Here is a 26,996-nt window from a genome sequence, read left to right on the forward strand (position 1 = left end):
TTGTCGCTGTTGCCTTGCCGCCGTGGCTCAGGCGCCGCGTTCGGCGTCCATCTGCTTGCGGATCTGCGCATCGACCGCGGCGATGGCGGTCATGTTCAGCACGCGGCGCGAACTGGCGCTGCTGGTGAGGATGTGCACCGGCTTGGAGATGCCCATCAGGATCGGGCCGATCGCCACGCCATCGGTGAAAACGCGCACCAGGTTGTAGGCGATGTTGGCCGCTTCCAGGTTGGGCAGCACGAACAGGTTGGCGCGGCCCTTGAGCGTGCTGTTGGGCAGCAGCTTCTCGCGCAGCGCCTCGTCCCAGGCGGTGTCGCCCTGCATCTCGCCGTCCACGTTCAGGCGCGGGTTGCGCTTGAGCAGCTGCTCGCGCACCTGGCGCATCTTCAGCGCGTCCTTGGAATCGTGGCTGCCGAAGTTGGAGTGCGACAGCAGCGCCACCTTCGGTTCGATGCCGAACAGCTTCATGCGGTAGGCCGCCTGCAGCGTGGATTCGACGATCTGCTCCACGCTCGGGTCTTCCTGCACGTGGGTGTCGACGAAGAAGAACACGCCCTGCGAGTTGATCACGCCGGTCATCGCCGAGGTCGAGCTGACCCGCGGCTCCAGCGGGATCACGCTGCGCACGTAGCCGAGCTTCTTGTGGAAGCGGCCGACCACGCCACTGAGCATGGCGTCGGCTTCGCCGCGCGCCACCATCACCGCGGCGATCAGGGTCGGGCGCGAGCGCAGCAGGTTCTTGGCCGCGGCCACGGTCACGCCGCGGCGGCCGGTCAGGCCGTGGTAGTACTGCCAGTAGTCGTTGAAGCGCGGATCGTCGTTGATGTTGGTGATCTCGAAATCCACGCCCGGCTTCATGCGCAGGCCCAGCCGCTCGATGCGCGACTCGATCACGTCCGGGCGGCCGATCAGGATCGGGAAGGCCACGCCCTCGTCGATCACGTTCTGCACCGCGCGCAGCACCACCTCTTCCTCGCCCTCGGCATAGACCACGCGCTGCTTGTCGGCGCGCGCCTGGTCGTAGACCGGCTTCATGAACAGGCTGGTGCGGTAGACGAACTGCGCCAGCTTCTGGCGGTAGGCGGCCATGTCGGCGATGGGGCGCGTGGCCACGCCCGAGTCCATCGCCGCCTGCGCGACCGCCGAGGACAGCTCCACCAGCAGGCGGCGGTCGAACGGGCGCGGGATCAGGTAGTCGCGGCCGAAGCTTGGCGTGTCGCCGCCGTAGGCCGCGCCCAGGTCGGAGGCCTCCTTGCGGGCCAGCGCGGCGATGGCGCGCACGCAGGCGACCTTCATTTCCTCGTTGATGCCGGTGGCGCCGACGTCGAGCGCGCCGCGGAACAGGTAGGGGAAGCACAGCGCGTTGTTGACCTGGTTCGGGTAGTCCGAACGGCCGGTGCCGATGATCGCGTCCGGACGGGCGGCGCGCGCCACTTCCGGCATGATTTCCGGGGTCGGGTTGGCCAGGGCGAAGATCACCGGGTCCGGCGCCATGGTCTTGACCATCTCGGCGGTGAGGATGCCCGGGGCCGACAGGCCCAGGAAGATGTCCGCGCCCTCGACGATCTCGGCCAGGGTGCGCTTGTCGGTGTCGCGCGCGTAGCGCGCCTTCTCCGGGTCCAGCCCCTCGCGGCCGGCGTAGATCACGCCGTCGCGGTCGAAGGCCAGCACGTTCTCCGGCCTGACGCCCAGTTCCACCAGCATGTTCACGCAGGAAATGCCGGCCGCGCCCATGCCGGTGGTGGCGACCTTGACCTCGTCGATCTTCTTGCCGGTGATGTCCAGCGCGTTGAGGATGGCGGCGCCGACGATGATCGCGGTGCCGTGCTGGTCGTCATGGAACACCGGGATGTTCATGCGCTCGCGCAGCTTGCGCTCGACCACGAAGCATTCCGGCGCCTTGATGTCTTCCAGGTTGATGCCGCCGAAGGTCGGCTCCAGCGAGGCGATGATGTCGACCAGCTTGTCCGGGTCGTTCTCGTCCACCTCGATGTCGAACACGTCGATGCCGGCGAACTTCTGGAACAGCACGCCCTTGCCTTCCATCACCGGCTTGCCGGCCAGCGGGCCGATGTTGCCCAGGCCCAGCACCGCGGTGCCGTTGGAGATCACCGCCACCAGGTTGCCGCGCGCGGTCAGCTCGCTGGCCGCGGCCGGATCGGCCACGATCGCCTCGCAGGCATACGCCACGCCCGGCGAGTACGCCAGCGACAGGTCGCGCTGGGTGAGCATCGGCTTGGTGGCGGCGACCCGGATCTTCCCCGGCGGCGACATGCGGTGGTAATCGAGGGCGGCCTGTTTGAAATCTTCTTTGGACATCGACGGGACTTGCTGTGGCTGAATGCCCGATTCTAGCGACTCAACGACGACAGGAACCGTTTCATCGGGGACTGTATTCAGGACAGCGCGCCCGATTCGCCATGCTGCTTTGCAGCATCAAGCGAAAATATTTTTCATGCGGGCGGTTATCTGCTACATAGACACCTCTCCCGCGGGGAAGACGGGGACACCATGAAAGTGATCCGGCATGGATAAAAAACTATTTCACGGCGCGCCCGCCGCGCTCCGGGGCAAGGGCCTGGGCGCCAGCGATGGCGAACTGTCGACGACGGAGGCCGGACGCCAGGGCTGGTCGATCCTGCGCGAGCAGGTGAGCCTGCCCGCCGCCGTGCTGCTGCGCTCGGCGCTGCTGCACAACCTGGAATGGATGCGCCGCTTCGTCGCCGCCTACGGCGTGCGGCTGGCGCCGCACGGCAAGACCACGATGAGCCCGGAACTGTTCGGCCTGCAGCTCGACGCCGGCGCCTGGGGCATCACCGTGGCCACCGCGCCGCAGGCGCGCGAGGCGTGGCGGGCCGGCGCGCGCCGCCTGCTGATCGCCAACCAGCTGGTCGGCCCGGCCAACATGGCCATCGTCGCCGACCTGCTGGATGCCGGCGGCACCGAAGTGTTCTGCCTGGTGGACTCGGCCGGCAACGCCGACGCGCTGGGCCGCTGGTTCCAGGCGCGCGGGCTGCGTCTGGACGTGCTGCTGGAGATCGGCGTGGCCGGCGGCCGCACCGGCGTGCGCGACGACGCGCAGGCGCAGGCGGTGGTCGAGGCCGTCGCACGCTGGCCGCAGGCGCTGCGGCTGGCCGGCGTGGAAGTCTACGAGGGCGTGGTGGCCGACGAGGCCGGCGTGCGCGCGGTCCTGCGCCGTAGCGTGGAGACCTTCCAGCGCCTGCGCGAGGGCCGCGCCTTCGGCCGCATGCCCGCGCTGCTGTCCGGCGCCGGCTCGGCCTGGTTCGACGTGGTCGCCGAGGAATTCGCCGCGCTCTCCGGCGATGCCGCGGCCGAGATCGTGCTGCGCCCGGGCTGCTACCTCACCCATGACGTCGGCGCCTACCGCCAGGCCGCCGCCCGCATCCATGCCGGCAACCCGGTCGCGCGGCAGATGGGCACCACCCTGCAGCCGGCGCTGCGGCTGTGGGCCTACGTGCAGTCGCGGCCGGAACCGGACAAGGCCATCGTCGGGCTGGGCAAGCGCGACGCCGCGTTCGACGCCGGTTTCCCGGTGCCGGCGCTGCATTACCGGCCGGGCGATGCCGCCCCCGCCGACGCCGCCGCGCACTGGCAGGTGACGGCGATGATGGACCAGCACGCCTTCCTGCAGGTGCGGGCCGACGACGACCTGCGCGTGGGCGACATGCTGTGCTTCGACATCTCGCACCCGTGCCTGACCTTCGACAAGTGGCGCCACCTGCTGGTGGTCGACGACGACCACAACGTGGTCGACGCCGTTTCCACGCAGTTCTGACCCGCCTGCGGACCGGTACGCATGAGCCATGGACACCTGCTGCTGATCTACGCCGTGCTGGCGATCCTCGCGCTGATCGTGCTGATCGCCCGTTACCGGCTCAATCCCTTCATCAGCGTCACCCTGGTCTCGATCGGGCTGGCGCTGCTGGCCGGCATGCCGGCGCCGGAAATCCTGCCCGCCTACGAGCAGGGCGTGGGCAAGACCCTGGGCCACATCGCGCTGATCGTGGCGCTGGGCACCATGCTCGGCAAGATGATGGCCGAGTCCGGCGGCGCCGAGCGCATCGCGCGCACGCTGATCGCGCGCTTCGGCACCAAAAACGTGCATTGGGCGATGATGCTGATCGCCTTCTGCATCGGCCTGCCGATCTTCTTCGAGGTCGGCTTCGTGCTGCTGGTCCCGATCGCGCTCAATGTCGCCCGCCGCACCGGCGTGCCGCTGCTGCTGGTCGGCCTGCCGATGGTGGCCGGGCTGTCGGTGGTGCACGGGCTGGTGCCGCCGCACCCGGCGGCGATGCTGGCCGTGCACGCCTACGGCGCCGACGTCGGCCGCACCGTGTTCTACGCGCTGCTGGTGGGCCTGCCCACCGCGGCGCTGGCCGGGCCGCTGTTCGCCAGAGTGGTGGCGCCGCGGGTCGTGCTGCCGGCGCGCAACCCGATGGAAGCCGCGCTGCTGGACGAGGGCCACGGCCGCATTCCCGACGACCAGCTGCCCGGCTTCGGCATCACCCTGGCCACCCTGCTGCTGCCGGTGGCGCTGATGCTGCTGGGTGGCTGGGCCGACCAGATCGCCACGCCGGGCTCGCCGCTCAACCACGGCCTGCGCTTCATCGGCCATTCGGTGGTGGCGCTGCTGCTGGCCACGCTGATGAGCTTCGTCAGCCTGGGCCTGCTGCGCGGCTTCAACCGCGAGCAGATCCTGAAGTTCTCGCAGGAATGCCTGGCGCCGACCGCCGCCATCACCCTGCTGGTCGGCGCCGGCGGCGGCCTCAACGGCATCCTGGTGCATACCGGCGTGGCCAGCCAGATCATCGACCTGTCCCGCCAGTTCGACCTGTCGCCGCTGCTGATGGGCTGGACCATGGCTGCGCTGATGCGCATCGCCACCGGCTCGGCGACGGTGGCGATGACCACCGCCTCGGGCATCGTCGCGCCCATCGCCGCCGCCCTGGGCTACCCGCACCCGGAACTGCTGGTGCTGGCCACCGGCGCCGGCTCGGTGGTGCTGTCGCACGTCAACGACGGCGGCTTCTGGCTGGTGAAGGAATACTTCAACATGTCCGTGGCCCAGACCTTCAAGACCTGGACCGTGCTGGAAACCCTCATCTCCGTCACCGCGCTCGCGCTGGTGGCGGCCCTCGCCGCCGTGCTCTGAACCGAAGATTCCCACCATGTTCGACATCGTCTACGAACTGCGCCAGCGGCTGCACGAATTCAGCCCGGTCGAGGTCCGCATCGCCACCACCATCCTCGCCGACGTCGACGCCGCCGCCCAGTACGGGGTGACCGAGCTGGCCGAGCGCGCCGAGGTCAGCGCCGCGGCGATCTCGCGCTTCGCCAAGACCCTGGGCTGCGAACACGTGCGCGAACTGCGCGCGCGGCTGGCGTCGGCCAGCGCGGTCGGCAAGCGTTTCCTGGAACAGCAGAACGCGCCGCCGGTGTCGGCGCTGTTCGCACAGATCTGCGACGACATCCAGGCCTGCCTGCGCCACAACCTGGCCAACCTGCAGGAGGAGGTGGTGCAGCAGCTGGCCGATGCGGTCTGCCAGGCGCGGCGCATCCACGTGTTCGGCATCGGCGGCTGCTCCACCGTGTTCTCGCAGGAACTGCAGAACCGGCTGATGCGCTTCGGCCTGCCGATCACCGCCTGCAGCGACGCGGTGGTGATGAAGATGACCGCCGCCATCCTCGGCCCGCAGGACCTGGTGCTGGCGCTGTCGGTCAGCGGCATTACCCCGGAAGTCACCTCGGCGGTGGAGATCGCCCGCACCTACGGCGCGCGCGTGGGCGCCATCACCCGCGCCGGCACGCCGCTGGCCGGGTTGAGCGACTGGCTGCTGCCGATCAGCATCGAGGAAACCGATTTCGTGTTCAAACCCTCCGCCTCGCGCTACGCGATGATGCTGGCCATCGACGTGCTGGCCACCACCACCGCGCTCAACGGCGCCAGCGACAACCACGAGCACCTGCGCCGCATCAAGCTGGCGCTGGACCGCTACCGGGGCGGCGACTCGCGCCTGCCGCTGGGCGACTGAGCGATGCACGACGTCCTGATCCGCAACGCGCTGGTGCTCGATGGCAGCGACCGGCCCGGCCGCCATGGCGACGTGGCGCTGCGCGATGGCCGCATCGCCGCGGTCGGCGCGGCGGCCGGCCCCGCGCGGCAGGTGGTCGACGCCGGCGGCCGCGCACTGGCGCCGGGCTTCATCGACGTGCACACCCACGACGACCTGGAAGTGCTGCGCAATCCGGACATGGCCAGCAAGCTGTCGCAGGGGGTGACCACGGTGGTGGTCGGCAACTGCGGCATCAGCGCCAGCCCGGTGCGCATCCGCGGCGAGGTGCCGGACCCGATGAACCTGCTCGGCGAAGCCGGCGATTTCCGCTTCGCCGACTTCGCCAGCTACCGCCAGGCGGTGGAAGCGGCGCGGCCGGCGGTGAACGTGGCCGCGCTGGTCGGCCATACCGCGCTGCGCCAGAACCACATGGACCGGCTGGACCGCGCCGCCAGCGCCGGGGAAATCGCCGCCATGCGCGCGCAGCTGCGCGAGAGCCTGGCGCAGGGCGCGCTGGGCCTGAGCAGCGGGCTGGCCTATGGCTCGGCGTTCCACGCGCCGCCCGGCGAAGTGGCGGAACTGGCGCGGGAGCTGCCCGCCGGCGGGCTGTATGCCACCCACCTGCGCGACGAATTCGGCGGCATCCTCGAGGCGCTGGACGAGGCCTTCGATGCGGCGCGCGCGCCGCGCGCCGCGGTGCGCGTCTCGCACCTGAAGTGCGCCGGCATCGACAACTGGGGCCGCAGCCGCGAAGTGCTGCGCCGCCTCGACGACGCCTCGGCCGGCCAGGACGTGGCCTGCGACTGCTACCCCTACGCCGCCAGCGCGTCCACCCTGGACCTGAAGCAGGTCACCGACGCCTACGACATCCTGATCACCTGGTCCGAAGCGGAACCGGCGCAGGGCGGGCGCCTGCTGGCCGACATCGCCGCCGGCTGGGGCGTCCCGCTGATGGAGGCGGCCATCCGCCTGCAGCCGGCCGGCGCGGTCTACCACTGCATGGACGAGGCCGACGTGCGCCGCATCCTGGCGCATCCGCTGACCATGATCGGCTCGGACGGCCTGCCGCGCGATCCGCGCCCGCATCCGCGCCTGTGGGGCACCTTCCCGCGCGTGCTCGGCCATTACGCGCGCGACGCGGCGCTGTTCCCGCTGCACACCGCCGTGCACAAGATGACCGGCCTGCCCGCCGCGCGCTTCGCGCTGGGCGCGCGTGGCGCCATCCGCGCCGGCGCCTGCGCCGACCTGGTGCTGTTCGACCCGGCGCGGGTGCGCGACACCGCCAGCTTCCACGACCCGGTGCGCGCGGCCGAGGGCATCGACGCGGTGTGGGTCAACGGCCAGCTGGCCTATGACGGCCGGGACGTGGTCGCGCGCCCGGGGCGGTTCATCGCGCCGGACTGAAAGCCCCTCTCCCCTCGGGAGAGGGGTTGGGGCGAGGGTACGGGCGAAGCCTCGTGCAGCCAGCTATTGCGAGGGCTCCGCCCGTACCCCCATCCGCCCCTTTGGGGCACCTGCATCCGGCACATCCCTGTGCCTCACCCTCCGGGCGGCTTCGCCGTGCAGCCCGGCAATCCTGCCAAGCTGCCTCCCGATGGGAGAAGGAAAAGCCACTCCCCCATCAACACACAAAGGAAACCCCATGACCGACATCAAACGTTACGGCGCCGAAGGCGGCGTCGGCCAGGGCAGACAACACATGCCGTTCTCGCGCGCGGTCGAAGCCGATGGCTGGCTGTACGTTTCCGGCCAGGTACCGATGCGCGACGGCGAACTGGTCGGCGGCACCGTGACCGAGCAGGCGCACGTGGCCATCGGCAACGTGCTGGCGATCCTCGCCGAGGCCGGCTACGGCCCCGAGCACGTGGTGCGCTGCGGCGTATGGCTGGACGACGCCCGCGATTTCTACGCGTTCAACAGCGTGTTCAAGCACTACTTCGGCGAACACCCGCCGGCGCGCGCCTGCGTGGAGAACCGCATGGTCGTGGACTGCAAGGTGGAAGTGGACTGCATCGCCTGGAAGCGCCCGCAGCGCTGATTGCGCGCCTGCCCGCCCCTGCGCCGGCGCCGCCGGCCAGGGGCGCCCACACCGTCGCGCATAACGGCCGGCTATGCCGCCGCGCGCTTTTGCGACTGGCGCCGCGCCCCGTTCCATGGCTATGGTGGATGCTGCCGCCCCGCGTCACGCTTCGTGCTGCGGCGCGGCAGACCGGCCCGCTCGCCATGGAGACACGCCATGCCTGCCCGCCTGCGCCCACGCCGGCCGCAGCCCCCCCGTCCCGCCCCGACTGGCGGAAAACGCGCCGTCGGCCATCGAACCGTCTGCCACCGTCATGCGGACGGGCCGGCTCCCGCCGGACTGCCCGTGGCTCCGCCCCCTCCCCCGTGCCGCGGAGCCACATCCCCCCGGGCCGTTCTCCCCCCGGCGGCGCCGGCCCTCCGCCGGACCCCACCCCCGACACCTGCGCTGGCAGGGCACGAGGTATTGATTCGATGATCCAACTTGATGCCGTACAGACGATCGCCTTCGGCGGCCTGACCCTGTTCGCCGGTTACGCGCTGTGCCGCGCGATCCCGGTGCTGCGCCGCTACAACCTGCCCGAACCGGTCGTCGGCGGCCTGCTGGTGGCCCTGCTGGTGTGGGCCGCGCACGCGCGCGACACCACCCTGTTCGAACTGGACACCAGCCTGAAGGTGCCGTTGATGGTGGCCTTCTTCACCACCCTGGGCATCAACGCCAGCCTGCGCCTGCTGCGCATCAGCGGCCGCCAGGTGATGATCTTCCTGCTGCTGGCCAGCCTGTTCGCGGTGCTGCAGAACCTGGTCGGCATCGGCGTGGCGTGGCTGTTCGACCTGCACCCGATGTTCGGCGTGCTCGCCGGCTCGGCCACGCTCACCGGCGGCCCGGCCACCGGCATGGCCTTCGCGCCGCTGTTCGAGAAGGCCGGCCTGCAGGGCGCCGAGACCCTGGCCATCACCGCGGCGATGGCCGGCATCATCTGCGGCGGCGTGGTCGGCGGCCCGGCCATCACCGTGCTGATGCGGCGGTTCGGCATCAGCGGGCCGGCCGGCAACGGCGCAGCCGCAGGCGCGGGCGCGGGCAGCGGCGAAGCCGACGAAACCGTGCACGTGCACTTCCCCAGCGAATCGGCGCGCGAATTCGACGCGCTCAAGAGCATCGTCGTGCTGCTGATGGCGATGTGGCTGGGCGCCTGGGTCAGCCAGGGCTTCGCCGGCCTGGGCCTGACCCTGCCGTCCTACATCGGCGCGATGCTGGTGGGCGCGGTGGTGCGCAACATCGACGACTACACCGGGCTGATCAAGCTGTCGGTGCCGACCACCGACCTGATCGGCAACATCTGCCTGGCGCTGTTCCTGGCAGTGGCGCTGATGGACCTGAAACTGTGGGAACTGGCCGGCATGGGCCTGCCGCTGGTGGTCAACCTGGTGATCCAGGTGGCGCTGGTGGCGCTGTTCGCGGTGCCGATCTACTACGTGATGGGCCGCGACTACGACGCAGCGGTGATGGGCGGCGGCTTCATCGGCTTCATGCTCGGCACCACCGCCAATGCCATGGCGGTGATGCGCCGGCTGGTGCAGCGCTACGGCGTGGCGCCGCGCGCCTTCCTGGTGGCGCCGCTGGTGGGCGCGTTCTTCATCGACTTCGTCAACGCGCTGATCATCACCGGCTTCCTCAACTTCTGGCCGCACTGACGCATCAGCCGCATCGCCCCTCCCGCGCAGGGCCGCCGCAATGGCGGCCCTGCCGTCTGCGGCCTACTGCGCCGCTGCGCCGGCGCCGGGCCGGCGCGGGTCGGCGGCGCCCTGCACGCCGCCGTCGCCCACCATCAGCGTCTGCGTGCTGCCGATGGTCTCGTCGCTTTCGATGCGGTGGCCCATGCCGCGCAGCAGGCGCAGCGTATCGGGGCTGAAGCCCGGCTCGATCTGCAGCATGCCGCTGCCCATGTCCTGGTGGATGCGCGGCCGGTGGGTGGCCTCGGCGATGTTCATGCCGAAATCGACCACGTCCACGATCGTCTGCATCACCGTGCCGGGAATCGTATTGCCGCCCGGGCTGCCGGTGACCAGCCATACTTTGCCGTCGCGCAGCACCAGGGTCGGCGACATGCTCGATACCGGCCGGCGCCCTGGCTGCAGCGCGTTGGCGACCACCCGCCCCGGCTCCGCGCGCGCGGCCAGCTGCGCGCGCAGCGAGAAGTTGCCGATCAGGTTGCCGAGCAGGAAACCGGTGCCTTCGGCCATCACCCCGGCGCCGAAGTCCGAGCCCAGGGTGAAGGTGTTGCTGACCGCGTTGCCGTCGGCGTCGATCACCGAGAAATGCGTGGTCTGCGGGCTTTCGTAGGGCACCGGATCGCCGGCCGCCAGGGTGGTGGCATCGAGCGCGCGTTCGGGCGAGAACAGCTTCCAGCGCGCATCGGCATAGGCCTTGGACACCAGCCCCTGCACCGGCGCGGCAACGAAGGCCGGGTCGCCGGCGTGGCGCGCGCGGTCGGCCCAGGCCAGCTTGATCGCCTCGGCCATGGCATGCAGCGCCGCCGCCGAGCCGGCGCCGTGCGCGGCCAGGTCCTCGTGCTCGAGCAGGTTGAGCATTTCCAGCACGCTGGCGCCGCCGCCGCTGGACGGCGGCATGGTCACCACCTCGCGGCCGCGGTAGGTGGTGCGCAGCGGCTCGCGTTCGATGGCGCGGTAATTGGCCAGGTCCTCGCGGGCGATCAGGCCGCCGTGGTGCTGCATGGCCGCCACCAGCCGCTGCGCGATCGGCCCGCGGTAGAACGCATCGGCGCCGTCGCGCGCGATCAACCGCAGCGACCACGCCAGGTCGGGCTGGCGCAGGCGCTCGCCCGTGCGCAGCGCGCTGCCGTCGGCGTGCAGGAACACCCCGGCGCCGGCCGGGCTGCGCGCCAGCCGCTCGCGCCCCCAGTCCAGGGCGAAGGCCTCGTCGCGGCTGAGCACCACGCCCTTGTCGGCCAGCTCGATCGCCGGCTGCAGCAGGCGCGCCCATGGCAGGCGCCCGTGCTGGCGATGGGCGAGCGCGAGCCCGGCCACGGTGCCGGGCACGCCGGCGGCCTTCCAGCCGGCGGTCTCGCCGTCGATGCGGCCATCGGCGCCGATGAAGCGTTCCAGCGTGGCCGCCGCCGGCGCCATCGAGCGGTAGTCGATGGCGACGCTGCGGTTCTCGCCGGCCAGGTGCAGCAGCATGTAACCATCGCCGCCGATGTTGCCCGCGCGCGGCAGCAGCACCGCCAGGGCGAAGGCCGTGGCCACCGCCGCGTCCACCGCGTTGCCGCCATCGCGCAGTACCTGCGCGCCGATCTCGCTGGCGCGCTGGTTCTGGCTGACCACCATGCCGCGGTCGCCGTGCTCGGGCTTCTGGATCGCCTGGTAGTTGAGCAGTTCGCGCGCGCCGGCCGGCGGCGCCAGCGCCAGCAGCGCGCACAGCAGCAGCGCCATGCCACGGCCCGGGAGGGAAACGAGGGTTCGCAGGGTCATGCCTATCTCCGGTTTGCGGTTCGCGGGCGCAATGCCGGCCGTCGTGGTCCGCGCGCGGCGGGGACGGCGGCAGTCGCACTGGCCCATCGCGAGCATGGCCGCCGCGTGCGCGCCTGTCGCGCATCTTTGATGGCCCACGGTATAGCTCGCAGGCATGGAAGCGCCCGTCGGCCCATCGCGCGCCGTGCGTGGCGGGCGCGGCCTTCCATAGCTGCGGGTTAACACCTGCCGCGCGATTGTGATCCCTGCTGCGGCGTGGCCGGCGGTAATCTGCCGGCCATGCCGAAGCCCGCCCGTTGCACCCCCTCCCCCACGGCCGGCGCGCCCGTTGCGGCGCGCTGGCGCCCCATCGCCGGCAGCCTGCTGCTGTGCCTGTCGCTCGCCCTGGCCGGCTGCGGCAGCGCGCCGGACGCACGCGCGCCGGCAACGGCGGGCGCCCAGGCCCACCAGGCCTCGCCGGCCATCGTCGTCGCCGCGCATCCATTGGCCGCGCGGGCCGGCGCCGAGGTGCTCGAACGCGGCGGCAGCGCGATGGATGCGGCCATGGCGGTGCAGCTGATGCTCGGGCTGGTGGAACCGCAGAGCTCGGGCATCGGCGGCGGCACGGTGCTGCTGGCCTACGACGCCGGCAGTGGCGAAGTCAGCGGCTACATCGGCCGCGAGCAGGCGCCGGCGTCGGCCGGGCCGGGCTGGTTCGACGACGCCGACGGCCAGCCGCTGGCGCGCGCCGATGCCATGCTCTCCGGCCGCGCCACCGGCGTGCCGGGCACCATCGCCACCTTCGCGCTGGCGCTGCGCGAGCATGGCCGGCTGCCGTGGGCGCGGCTGTTCGACGGCACCATCGCCACCGCCGAGCAGGGCTTCGCCATCACCCCGCGGCTGGAACGGCATATCCACGGCCGCTTCCCGCAGGCGGCGGCGGCCGACGTGCGCCGCTTCTTCGACGACGGCCACGGCGGCCTGCTGCGCGCCGGCGACACGCTGCGCAATCCGGCCTACGCGGCCACGCTGCGCACGCTGGCCGCCGGCGGCGCAGACGCGTTCTACCGCGGCGCGCTGGCCCGGGCCATCGTCGCCCGCACCACCGAGGCGCCGCGCCCGGGCACGATGACGCTCGACGACCTGGCCGGCTACCGCGCCGAGAAGGTGGCGCCGCTGTGCCGCCCGCTGCGCGGCTACCGGCTGTGCTCGCTGCCGCCGCCGGCCAGCGGCGTCGGCCTGCTGCAGCTGATGGCGCTGCTGGACGGCACCGACATCGACCGCCGCGACGCCACCGACCCGCAGGCCTGGCTGCTGTTCGCCGAGGCCAGCCGGCTGATGTACGCCGACCGCGACCACTACGTCGGCGATCCGCGCTTTGTCGATGTCCCGGTCGAGGGGCTGCTGGCGCCGGACTACGTGGACGCGCGCCGCGCGCTGATCGGCGCGCGCGCCGCGGCGCAGCCACCACGGCCCGGCGTGCCCGCCGGCGCACCGGCCATCGCCGCCGATGCCACCGACGAACCCGGCGGCACCAGCCATTTCGTGGTGGTGGACGACGACGGCAACGCGGTTTCGGTCACCACCACCGTCGAATCGTTCTTCGGTTCCGGGCGCATGGTCGGTGGCTTCTTCCTCAACAACCAGCTCACCGATTTCGCCTGGGACCGCCGCGACGGCCGCCCCGGCATGGCCAATGCCATCGCCGGCGGCAAGCGCCCGCGCTCGTCGATGTCGCCGCTGCTGATGCTCGATGGCGAAGGCCGCCTGGCCGGCGCGCTGGGTTCGCCCGGCGGCTCGGCCATTCCCGCCTACATCGGCAAGACCCTGACCGGCCTGCTCTACTGGCGCCTGCCGCTGGACCAGGCGGTGGCGCTGCCCAACCTGGTCGCGCGCGGCGCGCGTTTCGACGGCGAGGCCGGGCGTTTCCCGGCGCCGCTGCGCGCGGCGCTGCGCGAGCGCGGCGTGGACGTCCGCGCCGGTGCCGGCGAGGACTCCGGCCTGCACGGCGTGTTCCTGCGCGACGGGCGCTGGGAATGGGCCGCCGACCCGCGCCGCGACGGTACCGCCGCCTTCCCCGCCCACCGGAACCCCGATGCTTCCCGTTGAACCCCATGGCGAACCCGCCGGCGCCGACCTCGTCGTGCTCGGCGCCGGCGTCGTCGGCCTCGCCACCGCCTACGCCGCCGCGCGCCGCGGCCTGTCCGTGCTGCTGCTGGACCGCGCCGACGGGCCGGTGCAGGGCACCTCGTTCGCCAACGGCGCGCAGCTGAGCTACGCCTACACCGACGCCATGGCCGGCCCGTCCACCTGGAAACAGCTGCCGGCGATGCTGTTCGGGCGCAACGGCCCGTTCCGCACGCGCTGGTCGGCCGATCCCGATTTCTGGCGCTGGGGCCTGGCCTTCCTGCGCCAGACCGGCAGCGCGCGCCTGCGCGCCAACACGCTGGCCACGCTGGAACTGGCGCTGGAATCGCGCACCGCGCTGCACGCCCTGCTGCAGCGCCACCCCATCGCCTTCGAGCATGCGGTGTCGGGCAAGCTGCACGTCTACCACGATGCCGCCGCCCTGCAGGGCGCGCGCGCGATGATGGCGCTCAAGCAGCCGTTCGGCGTCGAACAGCACCTGCTCGACGCGCGCCAGGCCATCGCCGCCGAGCCGGCGCTGGCCGCCATGCCGGGCCTGGCCGGCGCGGTGCATTCGCCGCAGGAAGAAGCCGGCGATCCGTTCCTGTTCGGCACCGGCCTGCTGCGGGTGCTGCGGCAGCACCACGACGTGCAGGCGCGCTTCGGCTTCGATGTGCGGCACCTGGTGCGGCAGGGCGACGGCTGGCGCCTGCAGCCGCGCGCCGGCGCGGCGGTGCAGGCGCGGCGGCTGGTGGTGTGCAGCGGCATCGACGGCGCCGCGCTGCTGCGGCCGCTGGGTGTGCGCGTGCCGCTGATGGCGATCAAGGGCTATTCGTTCACCGCGCCGTGCGGACCGCGCGCGCCCACTGCGAGCATCACCGACACGTCGCGCAAGCTGGTGTTCTGCCGGCTCGGCGCGCGCATGCGCGTGGCCGGGCTGGCCGACCTCAACCACTGGGACCCGCAGCCGGACCCGCAACGCATGACGCAGCTGGTCGCGATGGCGCGCGCCTCGATGCCCGACGCGGTGGACTACGACCGCATCGAAAGCCGCTGGGCCGGCCTGCGCCCGGTCACGCCCTGGTCCTCGCCCGAGATCCGCGCCGTTGCCGACGGCCTGGTATGCAACCTCGGCCACGGCATGCTCGGCTGGACGCTGGCGATGGGCAGCGGCGAACGCGCCGTCGCCCTGGCGATGGCGCGGTGACGCCGTGCCCACCGCCGGTCGCCGGCGACGTCCACATCGACTAGGATCGGGCCATGCGTCTGCGCCAGATTGAAGTCTTCCACGCGGTCTATACCACCGGCTCGATCAGCGCCGCGGCCCGTTCGCTGCATGTGTCGCAGCCATCGGTCAGCAAGGTGCTGCACCACACCCAGTACCAGCTGGGCTTCGAGCTGTTCAAGCTGGTGCGCGGGCGGCTGGTCGCCACCGACGAGGCGCACGCGCTGTTCGTCGAGATCAAGGACATCTACGACCGCCTGCTGTCGCTGCAGAAGACGGTGGGCAACATCCGCGACATCGGCGGCGGCCACATCCGCCTGGCGGTGGTGCCCTCGCTCGGACAGCACGTGGTGCCGGCGGCGATCACCGCCTACCGGCGCCAGCATCCGGAAGTGACCTTCGACGTGCAGACCCTGCACCACGGCGACCTGTTCCAGGCGCTGTACGAGCGCGAGTGCGACATCGCCATCGCCTACAACCCGCCGCAGCACCCGCGCATGCAGCGCCGCGTGCTCGGGCAGGGCCAGCTGATGCTGCTGTTCGACAGCGCGCAATGGCCCGACCCGCCGGCGGCGATCCCGCTGCGCTGGCTGCAGGACCGCGACATGGTCGGCCTGGCCAGCAGCGGCCCCATCGGCGACCTGTTCACCGGCGAACTCAAGCGCCAGGGCGTGAGCATGCGCGAGGTCGTGTCCAACCAGACCTATTCGCTGGCCGCGGCGCTGACCCGCTGCGGCGCCGGCATGAGCGTGCTGGACGAGTTCACCGCCTGCGCCAACGCCGGCGGCGCGCTGCTGGCGCGCCCGCTGGAACCGGAAATCGGCTTCCGCATCGAATGCGTGTACCTGGAGGACCGACCGCCATCCAAGGCCGCCACCGAGTTCGTCCGCCAGTTCCAGCGCAGCCTGGCCGGAATGCGCGAAGCGCCAGCCCCGTAGGAGCGGCTCGACGTGGCCTCGGGCCATCAGCCGCGAAGGGGCTTTCTCCATGGACGACGGTTCTTGGTCTTTCAAACCCGGAAGGAGGCGGCGCCTTTCATCGGCAAAGCCCCATCGCGGCTGAAGCCGCTCCTACGGGGGGCTGCGGGCGAACTTCGGGTTCAACGTGCCCCAGATGCTGTACTGGTCGGCCAGGATCACGCCGGTCCAGTCCTCGATCTCGGCCTGGGTGATCTGCTCCCCGCCCTGCCGGCCGAACAGCACCACTTCGTCGCCGGCCTGCACGCCGGGGATGTCGGTCACGTCCACCATGGTGGTGTTCATGGTGACCCTGCCCAGCACCGGCGCGCGGCGGCCACGCACCAGCACGCTGCCCTTGTTGGAATAGGCGCGGCGGTAGCCGTCGGAATAGCCGACCGGCAGGTTGGCCAGCAGCGAATCGCGGCGCAGGGTGTAGGTGCGGTCGTAGCTCACCGTATCGCCGGCCGGAAACGCCTGCACCGAGGCCACGCGCGTCTTGAACGCGGCCACGTGGGCGAACGGCGGCTTGGGCGTGCCGCCGTAGCCGTACAGCGCGCCGCCCGGGCGCACCATGTCCAGGCGCGACTCGGGCACATGCTGCAGCGCGAACGAATTGGCCGCGTGCAGCTGCACGTCGCCGCGGCGCAGCGCGGTGTGCGCGAACAGCCAGTCGGCCTGCTGCTCGAAGGTACGCACGCCGGCCAGTACGTCGGCCGGGTCCTCGCCCGGGAAGTGGGTCATCAGGCCGACGATCCGCAGGCCATCGAGGCCGGCCAGCGCCACCGCATCGCGCCGTCCCTGTTCCGTGGCCAGTTCCAGCCCGTTGCGGCCCATGCCGGCCGAGTTCAATGCCAAGTGTACCGGCAGCGGCCGCCGCCTGTGGGCAAGCGCCGCCATCGCCTGCGCCATGGCCAGGTTGCCTGCCAGTTCCTCGATCCGGTACGGCAGTGCGGCCTCGACCTCCTCCAGCGTCGCCGCACGCACGCGCAGCACCCGGCCCCGGTAGCCGCAGGCGCGCGCCATGCGCGCTTCCTCGGTGCTGGCGATGCCGATGCAGGGCACGCCCGCGGCGATGATGCGCGGCATCACCAGGTCGATACCGGTGCCGTAGGCGTCGGCCTTCAGCACCGCGCACAGCTGCGCGCCACCGGCCAGCGCGCGCACGCGCCGCAGGTTGGCGTCGAATACGTCCAGGTCGATCTCGAGCCAGGCGTTGAGAGCGGCCATGCGCCGCCGGCCGGGCGAGGGCGCCAGCAGCGGCGCGCAGCGCGCGTCGAGCGAAGCGGCCAGGGCCGTGCCCATCGCCGCGGCGATGAAGCCGCGGCGGCCGGGAGATGCGATGCGCGTATCGGTCATGGTGTGCCCCGATGCCGCCGGTCGCCCGGCGGCGTTGCTGCCAGGCTCAGTCGAAGCGGTATTCGACCTGCAGGTTGAACGAGCGCCCGCGCGGGTCGGCCACGCGCGGTTCCCAGGCGGCGCCGGAGGCGAAATCGACCTGGTGCGCGGTGAACGGCGGGTCGGTGTCGAGCAGGTTGCGCACCGCGAAGGTGAAGCGCGTGTTCTCCAGCCCGGTCCAGGTCAGGCTGTAGTTGTAGGTGATGTAGTCGTCGACGTCCGGGTTCCAGTTGGGCGGCGTATAGAGACCGCCTTCGACGCTGACCGGCTCCTCGTCCTTGTAGCCGGAGCGGTAGACCTGGGTCAGCAGATGCGCCCAGTCGCCGCGCGCCCAGCCGAAGCTCAACGTGTGCTTCCACTTCAGCGGCAGGTTGTAGAAGCGCACGTACTCGCCCACCTTGTTCTCGCCATAGGGCTCGTTGGCCAGCGATTTTTCCTTGAAGGTGTCGATGTAGCTGCCGTTGAGGTTGACCTGCCAGCGGCCGCCGGCCAGTTCGCCGCTGAGGTTGGCGTCCAGTTCCACGCCGCGGGTCAGGGTGCCGCCGGAATTGATGTAGCGCTGGTCGATCGCGGTGACCTTGCCGCTGCTGTCGCGGATCCAGTTGTCCGGGAACAGGGCGTAATTTGCGGTCAGCGTTGCCAGGTTGGGCACGCGGATGGTGTTGCTGCGTTCGATCTCCCACCAGTCCAGGCTGACGTTGAAGGTGTCGGTGGGCGAGAACACGAAGCCGATGCTCTTCTGTTCGGACTCCTCCGGCTGCAGGTCGGTCTTGCCGCCGGTGATGATGACCGGCTGGATCAGGTCGCAGCCCGGTATCGACGAGTTGACCGAACCGCCCGGGCAGCTGGCCGGATCGACCAGGTCGCGGCCGAAGTAGTCCACGCGGTTGACGCCGGCGAACAGCTTGGTGAACTCGGGCACCTTGAAGCCGGTGCTGTAGGCGCCGCGGAACGCCAGCGATTCGATCGGCTGCCACTTGAACGAATACTTCGGGTTGGTGGTGCCGCCGAAGGTGTCGTAGCGGTCGTGGCGCACCGCCACGGTCACGTCCAGGGTGTCGATGATCGGCAGGTACATCTCCGCGTACACCGCCTTGACGTCGCGGTGCACCTTGGGCAGTTCGCTGGTCTCGTCGAACGGCGCCTGGTAGATGGTGTCGTAGTTCAGCGGCAGGCCGTCCAGCACCTGCACGCCGCCGAACTCGAATTCCTCGCGCCGCGCTTCCACGCCGGTGGCCAGCTGCGCCTCGCTGCCCCACAGGCTGAAACCGAGCCCGCCGCTGAAGCTGGCATCCACCGTGGTGACGGTGGATTGGCCGCCGTACAGGTGCACGCCGCTGGCCGAGGCCGCCTGCAGCGCGGCCATGCCCGCCGCGCTCTGCTGCTGACCCGGCATCAGGAACGGATTGAGCAGGCCGCTGCCCAGCACGTCGCGCAGGCCGCTGGAGAAGTAGTAGCCGCCGCGCAGCACCGATTCGGCCTTGTTCGACGCGCGCGACACGCCCACGTCGTAATCCCAGCTGCCGATGCTGCCTTCCAGCCCGGCCAGCAGGCGGTAGGACCTGGTGGTGGTCTCGATCTGGCGCGGGCCGCAGGCCATGCAGCGCCAGCGGTACGGGATGGGGTTGCCGTAGGTCAGGTTGGCGGTGCCGAAGTACGCGGCCAGCGCGTTGTAGACCTGGTCGTAGGTTTCCCGGGTATTGCCGTTCAGCGGGTACCAGGTGCCCGGGCCCATCACCGAGGTGGGCGAGGCGCTGGAGGTGAGCTGCAGCGGCTCGTACTCGCGCTGCGACTCCACCCGCGAGCCCATCGCCTCGGCGTAGAAACGGTGGTTCTCGCCGACGCGGATCGTGGCGCGGCCGAGGAACTGCAGGCTGTCCTGCGGCTGCTGCAGCGCCTGCGCGGCCGGGTAGTCCCAGGCGCAGGCGTACCGGGAGCTGCCGCTGTCCCACAGCCGGTAATCGTACGGGCCCATCGCCGGGCCGCCGTTCTCGCAGCCGGCGCCGCCGGGCAGGTTGAGGATGTTGACGTAGTTCTGTTTGCTGCCGTCGCCCGGGTCGATGAGCGAGCCGTTGATGATGCCGCCGGCGGCGTTGGTCACCGTGGCGAACGGCGTGCCGCGCGTATCCGGCGACACACCGCGGTCGGGCTGGAAGCTGTTGGCGAAATCGCGCTGGTAGCCGCGCAGGAACTCGCTGCGCCGCCAGTTGACCGTACCCCACACGTTCCAGCGGTCGGCGTCGAGGTCGCCGACGCCGCCGAGCAGGCTGTAGTTGTAGATGTTGCCGCCGCCGTGCTGGGTCGCGTCGAAGCCGGCGTTGACGCTGATGCCCTGGTAGTCGCTGCGGGTGATGAAGTTGATCACGCCGCCGATGGCGTCGGTGCCGTACATGGCCGAGGCGCCGTCGCGCAGCACCTCCACGCGCTCGATCGCCGCGAACGGGATCGAGTTCAGGTCCACCGCCTGGCCGCGCAGGCCGTGGGTGGCGACGCGGCGGCCGTTGAGCAGCACCAGGGTGGCATCGCTGCCCTGGCCGCGCAGGTTGGCGCCGGACACGCCGGCGGTGCCGCGCAGCTCGCCCAGGTCCATGTCCACCGACGCCGACACCATGCCGTCGGCGCCGTTGCCGGCGATGTTGAGGAAGGACAGCAGCTGCTCGGCCGAGGTGATGCCCTGCGCCTCGATCTCGGCCTTCTGCACGATGGTGACCGGCAGCGCGGCCTCCACGTCCACGCGCTTGATGCGCGAGCCGGTGACATTGACCTTGTCCAGGGTGGTGGCCGCCGGCGCGGCCTCCTGCGCCACGGCCGGCATGGCCATGGCCGCCAGCACCGCGCTGCAGAGGAAGTTCAATCGAAGGTCTGGCTGGCTACGCATGATGTCTCCAAGGGACGGGGGGGACGGACGACCAAGCAGTACGGCGGTGGAACGGGACGCGGCGCGGTCAGCGCGGCGCGGGGGAAACCTCGTCGAGGAACAGCGCGCCGATCGCGCGCGCGGTGTCGTAGGGCGTGGGATCGTTGCGGTTGCTCAGCAGCACCACGGTCAGGTGCTGCCGCGGCCAGCGCACCAGGCTGTTGCGGAAGCCGATGCTCTCGCCGTTGTGCCATTGCCTGTCTTCGGCGATGCGCCAGCCGAAGCCGTACCAGGTCGCTTCGGGTTCGCCCGCCACCTGCACCTGGCGGCCGAGCGCCAGCGCGCGGGTGGCCGCGTCGAACAGGCGGCCGTCGTACCAGGCCGCATCCCAGCGGGCCAGGTCGTCGATGCTGGAATAGAGGCCGCCATCGCCCAGCACCGCGCTGTAGGCGTTCTGGTCGGTGCGCTCCCAGCCCTGCGCGGTCTGGCTGTAGCCCCAGGCGCGATGCGGCACGTCGGGGCCCCCGGCGACGTAGGCCAGGCTGTCGCGCATGCCCAGCGGGGCGAAGATGCGGCTGCGCAGGAAGGCCGGGAAATCCATGCCCGAGGCGCGCTCGACCACCAGCGCCAGCAGCGCGTAGCCGCTGTTGCTGTAGCGGTAGGTGGTGCCCGGCGGGAAGTACAGCCGGTCCTCGCGTTCCAGCAGCGCCAACACCCCGGCGTCGCGGATCTGTCCCTGCCAGGACGCGCCCATCAGGTCCTCGTAATCGAGCACGCCGGAGGTGTGCGCGAGCAGGTGGCGCAGGGTGATGGCATCGGCCGCCGGCGGCAGCGAGGGCAGCCAGCGCCTGACCGGGTCGTCGATGGACAGCGCGCCGTCCTGCGCCAGCAGCAGCACGGCGGCGGCGGTGAACTGCTTGCTCACCGACGCCAGCCGGTAGTTCGTGTCGGCACCGGCGGCGGTGCCGCTTTCCAGGTCGGCGCGCCCGTAGCCGCGCCGGACCAGCGCCCTACCGTCCTTCAGCACCAGCAGCGAGGCGCCGGGGACGTCGCCGTCGTAGGGCTGCATCAGGCGGTCGATCGCGGCCTGGCGGGCGGCGTCATCGGCCGCGGCGGCCAGCGCCGGCAGCACCAGCATCATGAGCGGCAGCGCCGCTCGCCACACCACGGGAATCGACCGCAGGCAAAGCCGGTTGCGCATGCGCCCTCGCATGGACCAAGACAGGAGTGATGGAATGCCGTCGCCGACGGGCCGGCGACCGGGATCCCGGCATGCCTGCCTCCGCACTCCCTGCGCCTGTACCGGACTCCCCGATCCGGTCTCCCCTTCGCACCGCCCGTCGCGGCTTCACCTTGGCGCTTTCACCCCGGCAGCGTCAACGCCGCCGGCCGGCCCGTGGAGCGCCGCGCATGCCCGCATCCGGACTGCCCGAGAGAAAGCGTGAGCCGGCGAAAAACGGCCGTCGAATCCACGGCTTGGCAGGACGGGACCTCACCCGGACTCGCGCCGCCGCCGATGCTGCGCAGCGCGCGCACGGCCTCATCCATAGCCTGCGGTTGTGGATCACCCAACCAATGCGAGGGATGGGCCGTTGCAAGCGCAACCAAACCGCCCGCCGCGCATCGCGCTAGTCGCCGATGCGGTCCATGCGGATGCGGTTGGCGAACAGCGAGAACGCCAGGGTGCCGGCCAGCCGGTTGGCGCGCTGCAGCCACGGCGGCAGCCAGCGCGGCGGCGCCAGCACGCCGCTCTCGAACAGCGGCGCCAGCGCCTGCGCATCGCCCAGCGTCATCTTGCCGGCGAACAGCCAATGGCAGTAGCGCAGCTTCTCGTCGCGCAGCATCTGCCGGAAGAAGGTATGCACCGACACCAGCCCGCGCAGGTACACCGTGTCCTTGTTGAAGGCGCCGCCACCGGACACCGGCACGCCGCGGAACACGCGCTGGGCCGAGGCGAAGCTCTCCTCGGCCGTCTGCCCGGCGTCGCGGAAGTAGCCGAACACCTCGATGAAATCCGCGCCGTCGCGCGCCATCGCGATCGCCTCGATGCGCAGGCTGATGCGCTTCAGGCGCTGGATGTCGATGCTGCCGGTGGTCTGTTCGGCGAACGTCGCCAACCCTTCCTGGGTGGCGGTGATGCGCGGCGAGGACAGCGCCAGGCTCGGCAGCACCGTTTGACGACGGCCGTTGAGCGCGGTCAGCGAATGCACCAGCGCCTCGTGGTGGAACAGCTGCGCGCGGTCGTAGACGCTGAAACAGGCGCCACTGCGCAGGCGGATCTGGGTGGCGCCGGCGGCGGCCTTGGCGATCAGCTCCGGGTCCAGGACCACGTTGATCACGCGCGACTCGAAGAAGCCGTCCAGGTCGTTCTGCAGCTGCAGCTGCAGCGCGATGGCCGAGACCGGCACCTGTTCCTCCGGCGCCAGCAGTTCGTGGTCCAGCTCGTTGGCGATCTGGATGAAATGCCGCGCCGCCTCGCGCGCGGTCGGGCCATGGCCCGGCATCGGCTGTTCCGGCGTGCCGAACAGCTGCGCCGACAGCGCGTCCACCGCGTGCGTGCCCAGCGCTTCCAGCAGGCGCGCGGCCAGGTCCCAGCTTTCGACCGAATCGCGCAGGTAGCGCCCCAGCGGATGCGCCGGGTCGGCGGCCGCGGCGATCGCCGCCAGCTCGCGCCGCGCCTGGCTGAAATCGTGCTTCGGATACGCCACCTGCGGCAGCACCGGCGTGCCGCGGGCCACGCTGTCCAGGAACGGCGCCTGGGTCGACGCCGGCCAGCTGGTCAGGGTCAGCAGGCGGATGCCGCGCACCGCCGCGACCAGCCGCGCATCGAGCGCGGCGTGGTGGGCGATGGCCGGATCGGAGGACGGGCTGTTCATGCGGCCACCATAGCAATCCCTGCACGCACGATGCAGGAGCGGCGCGGGAAGGCCCACGGCCATCGGCCGCGCCGGCGCATTGCCAACAGGGCCTCGCCACGACGCACGCCACTGCCGCGGAATCGAAGCCGCCGCGCCCTCACCGGCGCTTCGGCTTCCCCGCCGGCCGCCACTGCGCGCCGCGGCTGCCGCTGCGGCGCTCGGTGGCCTGCTCGGCCTGGCGCTGCGCCAGCTTGGCCGCGGCCGCGGCCACTTCCTCGCGCAGCTTGAGGTAGTTGAGCAGGCGGCTTTCGTCGATCTCGCCCCGCTCGATGGCCGCACGCACCGCGCAGCCCGGTTCGTGCTGGTGCGAGCAGTCGCGGAAGCGGCACTGCGCGGTCAGCGCCTCGATGTCGGCGAAGCCGCCCTCGGCCAGGGTTTCCTCGCCGGTGGGCTTGAGTTCGCGCATGCCCGGCGTGTCGATCAGGCAGGCGCCGCTGGGCAGCGGCAGCAGCGCGCGGTGCGTGGTGGTGTGGCGGCCGCGCGAATCGCTGCCGCGCACCGCGCCGGTCTTCATGCGGTCCTGGCCCAGCAGCGTGTTGGTCAGCGTGGACTTGCCGGCGCCGGAGGAACCGACCAGCACCACGGTGCGGCCCGGCCCCAGCCATGGCGCGAGCGCGGCGACGCTGGCCGGGTCCTTGCCGTTGATCGCCAGCAGCGGGATGTCCTGCGCGGCCAGGTCCTCCAGCACCGCCAGCGCGTCGGCGCCGTACTCGGTCTGGTCGGCCTTGGTCAGCACCACCACCGGCGCCGCGCCACCGCTGCCGGCCAGCATCAGGTAGCGCTCGATCCGGCGCGGATTGAAGTCCGCGTCCAGCCCGCAGACGATGAACACCGTATCGATGTTGGCCGCGATCACCTGCTGGTGGTAATGCTCGCCGGCCGCGCCGCGCTTGATCGAGGTGCGTCGCGGCAGCAGCGCGACGATGCGCGCGTCCTCCAGCAGCACCCAGTCGCCGACCGCCGCGCGCTCGTGGCTGGGGAAGCGCGGCCGCTGCCATTCCGGCAGCGACTCGGCCTTGAGCGCGGCATCCGGCGCGTCGGCCACCACGTAGCCGGAACGGTGCTGCTCGACCACCCGCGCCGGGCGCGCCTGCGGGTGCGCGGCGAAGGCGGCCTGCCAGGCCGGCGCTTCCGGTGGGCCGGGCCAGGGCCAGCCGATGTGGCCCAGCGCGGTGAAATCGATGGTGTCGGTCATCGGCCAATTCTAAGCGGCGTGGCGCGGCCGGCCGTCCCCCCGGATGGATTTCCCCTGCGCCCGGAACCATCGCCCCGCAGCGCAGCAATTCCGCTACCATGCGGTTTCCCGCCCATGACGGCCCCACGCATGTCAAGCCCTGCCAAACCGCTGCCCACCCGCGAACGCCTGTCCGAAGTGCGCTACGAGATCCGTGGCGAGCTGGCCCGGCGAGCCCGCGAGCTGGAGGCCCAGGGCCGCAGGCTGATCAAGCTCAACATCGGCAACCCCGGCAATTTCGGATTCCGCGCACCCGAGCACCTGCAGCGCGCCATCGCCGACGACATGGGCCGTACCGATCCCTATACCCACCAGCAGGGCCTGCCGGTGGCGCGCGAGGCCATCGCCGCGGCCTATGCGCGGCGCGGCGCGCCCGACGCGCACGCCGACCGCGTGTTCCTCGGCAACGGCGTGTCCGAACTGATCGACCTGTCGCTGCGCGCCCTGCTCAACCCCGGCGACGAAGTGCTGGTGCCCTCGCCCGACTACCCGCTGTGGTCGGCGGCCACCATCCTCAACGACGGCCGCCCGGTGTATTACCGCTGCCGGCCCGAGAACGGCTTCCAGCCCGACCCGGTGGAGATCGAGACGCTGGTGTCCTCGCGCACCCGCGCCATCGTGCTGATCAACCCGAACAATCCCAGCGGCGCCAGCTACCCGCGCGAGCTGCTGGAGAAGATCGTCGCCATCGCCCGCCGCCACAACCTGCTGCTGCTGGTGGACGAGATCTACGACCAGATCCTCTACGACGGCGCCAGCTTCCAGCCGGTCGCGCCGCTGGCCGGCGACCACCCGTGCCTGACCTTCAGCGGCCTGAGCAAGGTGCACCGCGCCTGCGGCTGGCGCGTGGGCTGGATGCTGCTGTCCGGCGCCGCCGAACGGCTGGGCGAGTTCCGCGCCGCGCTGGACCTGCTCAGCGCGCTGCGCCTGTGCGCCAACGTGCCCGGGCAGTACGCCATCGAGGCGGCGGTCAACGGCCCGGACACCATTTCCGCGCTGTGCGCGCCGGGCGGCCGCCTGTACGAGACCCGCCGCGCCGTGATCGAGGCCTGCGCCGCCAGCGAGCACCTGCAGCTGGTCGCGCCGGCCGGCGCGCTGTACGCCTTCCCGGCGGTGGTCGGGCCGGCCGCGCAGGGCTTCGACGACCACGAATTCGCGCTGGAACTGATGAACGACGAGGGCGTGCTGGTCGTGCCCGGCTCCAGCTTCAACGTGCCCTACCGCCACCACTTCCGCGTGACCCTGCTGCCCGAGGCCGCGACCATGCGCGAGGTGTTCGGCCGCATCGACCGCGTGCTGGCGCGCCGCGCCGAGCAGGCGACCAAGGTGGTGCCGCTGAAGACGCGCAGCGCCGTAGCCTGAGGCGCGTCGATGAGCGCGACCGCCCCCGCCACGCCCCTGGCCCCGCGCTACCTGGCGCTGGGCGACTCCTACACCATCGGCGAAGGCGTGCCCGCCGCAGGCACCTGGCCGTTCCAGCTGGCCGCGGCGCTGCGCGCGCGCGGCATCGCGCTGGACGACCCGCAGGTCATCGCCACCACCGGCTGGACCACCGACGAGCTGGCCGCCGCCATCGACGCGGCCGCGCCGCAGGGGCCCTACGCGCTGGCGAGCCTGCTGATCGGCGTCAACAACCAGTACCGCGGGCGGCCGCTGGCCGAGTACCGGCAGCAGTTCGAACAGCTGCTGCAGCGGGCCATCGCGCTGGCCGCCGAAGACCCGCGGCGGGTACTGGTGCTGTCGATTCCCGACTGGGGCGTGACGCCCTACGCCGCCGCGCACGGACGCGAGGCCGCGGTCGTCGCGCGCGAGATCGACGATTTCAACGCCGCCGCCCACGCCTGCTGCGGCGACTACGGCGTCGCCTTCGTCGACATCACCCCGGCCAGCCGCGCGCACGGCGCCGAACCGGCGATGCTGGTGGACGACGGCCTGCATCCTTCCGCGGCGATGTACCGGTTGTGGATGGAACAGGCGCTGCCGATGGCGGCGGACCTGCTGACGGACCTGCCCGCCGCGTGAGCAGGGCACCCGGCATCGCGGCCATGCCGGCCCACGATGCCCGGGCCATCGCCCGCGCGTTCGCCCCGCGCCGCCCCTGGGGCAACCGCTGGGACTACTACTACGTGCTGTCCAAGCTGCGCAGCGATCCGCTCTATCCGGGCGTGCTCGACGCGTTGCGCGGCAGCCGGGCGCCGCTGCTGGACATGGGCTGCGGGCTGGGCCTGCTGGCGCACGCGCTGCGCCACGACGGGCAGATGCAGCCCTACCGCGGCGTGGACAACGACGCCGCCAAGATCCGCCGCGCCGACGGCGTCGCCCGCCGCGCCGGGCTGGCCGCCAGCGCTTTCGAGGTGATGGACCTGGCCGCGGCCCTGCCCGCGCACCGCGGCAGCGTGGCCATCCTCGATGTCCTGCAGTACCTGCCGGCCGAGGCGCAGGCGACCCTGCTGCGCCGGGCCGTGGCCATGCTCGAGGGCGACGGCCGGCTGGTGCTGCGCATGTCCCTGGCCGACGGCAGCCGCCGCGGCCGCATTTCGCGCCTCGGCGACCGCGCCGCCAACTGGATCGGCTGGATGCAGTTCCGCCCGCGCCACTATCCCGATGCCGATGCGCTGCAGGCGCAGCTGCGGCGGCAAGGCCTGCAGGTCAGCCTGGCGCCGCTGTACGGCAACACGCCGTTCAACAACTGGCTGCTGGTCGCGCGCCGCGCCTGA

19 protein-coding genes are annotated in these 26,996 nt (G+C 71.6%); 12 read left to right on the forward strand and 7 right to left on the reverse strand.

All coding sequences use genetic code 11. The annotated features are described in order from the left end of the window. Positions 1-27: 27 nt before the first annotated feature. Entirely contained in the window at positions 28-2,319 is a 2,292-nt protein-coding gene (locus AC06FP_RS09745) for an NADP-dependent malic enzyme (protein WP_478075344.1), read from the reverse strand. A gap of 208 nt (positions 2,320-2,527) precedes the next feature. Between AC06FP_RS09745 and AC06FP_RS09750 the strand changes: the two genes are divergently transcribed. The 6 genes from AC06FP_RS09750 to gltS all read left to right on the forward strand — a co-directional run bounded on the left by AC06FP_RS09750 (position 2,528) and on the right by gltS (position 9,788). Then, a complete protein-coding gene (locus AC06FP_RS09750) occupies positions 2,528-3,796 on the forward strand; it encodes an amino acid deaminase (RefSeq protein ID WP_478075345.1) in 1,269 nt (422 codons plus the stop codon). A gap of 21 nt (positions 3,797-3,817) precedes the next feature. Then, positions 3,818-5,173, forward strand: coding sequence for a GntT/GntP/DsdX family permease (locus AC06FP_RS09755; RefSeq protein ID WP_456118225.1), 1,356 nt, complete (start codon positions 3,818-3,820; stop codon positions 5,171-5,173). A gap of 16 nt (positions 5,174-5,189) precedes the next feature. Beyond that, complete coding sequence (locus AC06FP_RS09760; RefSeq protein WP_456118224.1) at positions 5,190-6,053, forward strand: MurR/RpiR family transcriptional regulator; 864 nt, start codon at positions 5,190-5,192, stop codon at positions 6,051-6,053. A gap of 3 nt (positions 6,054-6,056) precedes the next feature. Continuing rightward, positions 6,057-7,478 carry an N-acyl-D-amino-acid deacylase family protein gene (locus AC06FP_RS09765; RefSeq protein ID WP_478075346.1) on the forward strand — a complete coding sequence of 474 codons (1,422 nt, stop codon included), beginning with the start codon at positions 6,057-6,059 and terminating at the stop codon, positions 7,476-7,478. 238 nt (positions 7,479-7,716) lie between these two features. Then, positions 7,717-8,112 carry a RidA family protein gene (locus AC06FP_RS09770; protein WP_456118222.1) on the forward strand — a complete coding sequence of 132 codons (396 nt, stop codon included), beginning with the start codon at positions 7,717-7,719 and terminating at the stop codon, positions 8,110-8,112. A 455-nt stretch (positions 8,113-8,567) separates the two neighbouring features. Next, positions 8,568-9,788, forward strand: coding sequence for a sodium/glutamate symporter (gltS, locus tag AC06FP_RS09775; RefSeq protein ID WP_478075347.1), 1,221 nt, complete (start codon positions 8,568-8,570; stop codon positions 9,786-9,788). 63 nt (positions 9,789-9,851) lie between these two features. Here gltS and ggt read toward each other — a convergent pair whose 3' ends face one another. After that, positions 9,852-11,585 (reverse strand): gamma-glutamyltransferase, encoded by a 1,734-nt coding sequence (gene ggt, locus AC06FP_RS09780; protein WP_478075348.1) that lies wholly within the window; start codon positions 11,583-11,585, stop codon positions 9,852-9,854. Between the two features lie 279 nt (positions 11,586-11,864). Between ggt and AC06FP_RS09785 the strand changes: the two genes are divergently transcribed. From AC06FP_RS09785 to AC06FP_RS09795, 3 genes are read left to right on the forward strand one after another with little or no spacing between them, the layout of a single operon-like run. Beyond that, positions 11,865-13,673 (forward strand): gamma-glutamyltransferase family protein, encoded by a 1,809-nt coding sequence (locus AC06FP_RS09785; RefSeq protein WP_478075349.1) that lies wholly within the window; start codon positions 11,865-11,867, stop codon positions 13,671-13,673. Then, positions 13,660-14,898, forward strand: coding sequence for an FAD-dependent oxidoreductase (locus AC06FP_RS09790; RefSeq protein ID WP_478075350.1), 1,239 nt, complete (start codon positions 13,660-13,662; stop codon positions 14,896-14,898). Before AC06FP_RS09785 ends, AC06FP_RS09790 begins: the two co-directional genes overlap by 14 nt. Positions 14,899-14,951: 53 nt before the next feature. After that, a complete protein-coding gene (locus AC06FP_RS09795) occupies positions 14,952-15,854 on the forward strand; it encodes a LysR family transcriptional regulator (RefSeq protein ID WP_478075351.1) in 903 nt (300 codons plus the stop codon). A gap of 132 nt (positions 15,855-15,986) precedes the next feature. On the opposite strand, the gene alr is transcribed toward AC06FP_RS09795, so the two are convergent. The 5 genes from alr to rsgA all read right to left on the reverse strand — a co-directional run bounded on the left by alr (position 15,987) and on the right by rsgA (position 24,240). Continuing rightward, positions 15,987-17,231, reverse strand: coding sequence for an alanine racemase (gene alr, locus AC06FP_RS09800; protein WP_478075352.1), 1,245 nt, complete (start codon positions 17,229-17,231; stop codon positions 15,987-15,989). A gap of 46 nt (positions 17,232-17,277) precedes the next feature. Continuing rightward, positions 17,278-20,148: a TonB-dependent receptor domain-containing protein gene (locus AC06FP_RS09805; protein WP_478075353.1), complete on the reverse strand. Its 2,871-nt coding sequence runs from the start codon at positions 20,146-20,148 to the stop codon at positions 17,278-17,280. A gap of 67 nt (positions 20,149-20,215) precedes the next feature. Further along, positions 20,216-21,328 carry a serine hydrolase domain-containing protein gene (locus AC06FP_RS09810; protein WP_478075354.1) on the reverse strand — a complete coding sequence of 371 codons (1,113 nt, stop codon included), beginning with the start codon at positions 21,326-21,328 and terminating at the stop codon, positions 20,216-20,218. A 427-nt stretch (positions 21,329-21,755) separates the two neighbouring features. Then, complete coding sequence (locus tag AC06FP_RS09815) at positions 21,756-23,003, reverse strand: flavohemoglobin expression-modulating QEGLA motif protein (RefSeq protein ID WP_478075355.1); 1,248 nt, start codon at positions 23,001-23,003, stop codon at positions 21,756-21,758. Between the two features lie 139 nt (positions 23,004-23,142). Continuing rightward, complete coding sequence (gene rsgA / locus AC06FP_RS09820) at positions 23,143-24,240, reverse strand: ribosome small subunit-dependent GTPase A (protein ID WP_456118212.1); 1,098 nt, start codon at positions 24,238-24,240, stop codon at positions 23,143-23,145. 129 nt (positions 24,241-24,369) lie between these two features. Here rsgA and AC06FP_RS09825 point away from each other — a divergent pair, with 129 nt between their 5' ends. Genes AC06FP_RS09825 through AC06FP_RS09835 form a run of 3 tightly spaced genes read left to right on the forward strand, consistent with a single transcriptional unit; the run spans position 24,370 to position 26,996 of the window. Continuing rightward, entirely contained in the window at positions 24,370-25,641 is a 1,272-nt protein-coding gene (locus AC06FP_RS09825; RefSeq protein ID WP_478075356.1) for a pyridoxal phosphate-dependent aminotransferase, read from the forward strand. 36 nt (positions 25,642-25,677) lie between these two features. Beyond that, entirely contained in the window at positions 25,678-26,301 is a 624-nt protein-coding gene (locus AC06FP_RS09830; protein WP_478075472.1) for an SGNH/GDSL hydrolase family protein, read from the forward strand. Positions 26,302-26,324: 23 nt separating this feature from the next. Next, entirely contained in the window at positions 26,325-26,996 is a 672-nt protein-coding gene (locus AC06FP_RS09835) for a class I SAM-dependent methyltransferase (RefSeq protein WP_478075473.1), read from the forward strand.

The sequence above is a fragment of the Stenotrophomonas sp. Steno-Z2 genome (assembly GCF_056393235.1).

Excerpts from the sequence above, each read along its gene's own strand:
- AC06FP_RS09745 (WP_478075344.1), bottom strand. The coding sequence starts at position 2,319 with ATGTCCAAAGAAGATTTCAAACAGGCCGCCCTCGATTACCACCGCATG.
- rsgA (WP_456118212.1), bottom strand. The coding sequence starts at position 24,240 with ATGACCGACACCATCGATTTCACCGCGCTGGGCCACATCGGCTGGCCC.
- gltS (WP_478075347.1), top strand. The coding sequence starts at position 8,568 with ATGATCCAACTTGATGCCGTACAGACGATCGCCTTCGGCGGCCTGACC.
- AC06FP_RS09795 (WP_478075351.1), top strand. The coding sequence starts at position 14,952 with ATGCGTCTGCGCCAGATTGAAGTCTTCCACGCGGTCTATACCACCGGC.
- alr (WP_478075352.1), bottom strand. The coding sequence starts at position 17,231 with ATGACCGATACGCGCATCGCATCTCCCGGCCGCCGCGGCTTCATCGCC.
- AC06FP_RS09785 (WP_478075349.1), top strand. The coding sequence starts at position 11,865 with ATGCCGAAGCCCGCCCGTTGCACCCCCTCCCCCACGGCCGGCGCGCCC.
- AC06FP_RS09805 (WP_478075353.1), bottom strand. The coding sequence starts at position 20,148 with ATGCGTAGCCAGCCAGACCTTCGATTGAACTTCCTCTGCAGCGCGGTG.
- AC06FP_RS09790 (WP_478075350.1), top strand. The coding sequence starts at position 13,660 with ATGCTTCCCGTTGAACCCCATGGCGAACCCGCCGGCGCCGACCTCGTC.
- AC06FP_RS09765 (WP_478075346.1), top strand. The coding sequence starts at position 6,057 with ATGCACGACGTCCTGATCCGCAACGCGCTGGTGCTCGATGGCAGCGAC.
- AC06FP_RS09755 (WP_456118225.1), top strand. The coding sequence starts at position 3,818 with ATGAGCCATGGACACCTGCTGCTGATCTACGCCGTGCTGGCGATCCTC.
- AC06FP_RS09825 (WP_478075356.1), top strand. The coding sequence starts at position 24,370 with ATGTCAAGCCCTGCCAAACCGCTGCCCACCCGCGAACGCCTGTCCGAA.
- AC06FP_RS09815 (WP_478075355.1), bottom strand. The coding sequence starts at position 23,003 with ATGAACAGCCCGTCCTCCGATCCGGCCATCGCCCACCACGCCGCGCTC.
- AC06FP_RS09770 (WP_456118222.1), top strand. The coding sequence starts at position 7,717 with ATGACCGACATCAAACGTTACGGCGCCGAAGGCGGCGTCGGCCAGGGC.
- AC06FP_RS09835 (WP_478075473.1), top strand. The coding sequence starts at position 26,325 with ATGCCGGCCCACGATGCCCGGGCCATCGCCCGCGCGTTCGCCCCGCGC.
- AC06FP_RS09810 (WP_478075354.1), bottom strand. The coding sequence starts at position 21,328 with ATGCGCAACCGGCTTTGCCTGCGGTCGATTCCCGTGGTGTGGCGAGCG.
- AC06FP_RS09750 (WP_478075345.1), top strand. The coding sequence starts at position 2,528 with ATGGATAAAAAACTATTTCACGGCGCGCCCGCCGCGCTCCGGGGCAAG.
- AC06FP_RS09760 (WP_456118224.1), top strand. The coding sequence starts at position 5,190 with ATGTTCGACATCGTCTACGAACTGCGCCAGCGGCTGCACGAATTCAGC.
- ggt (WP_478075348.1), bottom strand. The coding sequence starts at position 11,585 with ATGACCCTGCGAACCCTCGTTTCCCTCCCGGGCCGTGGCATGGCGCTG.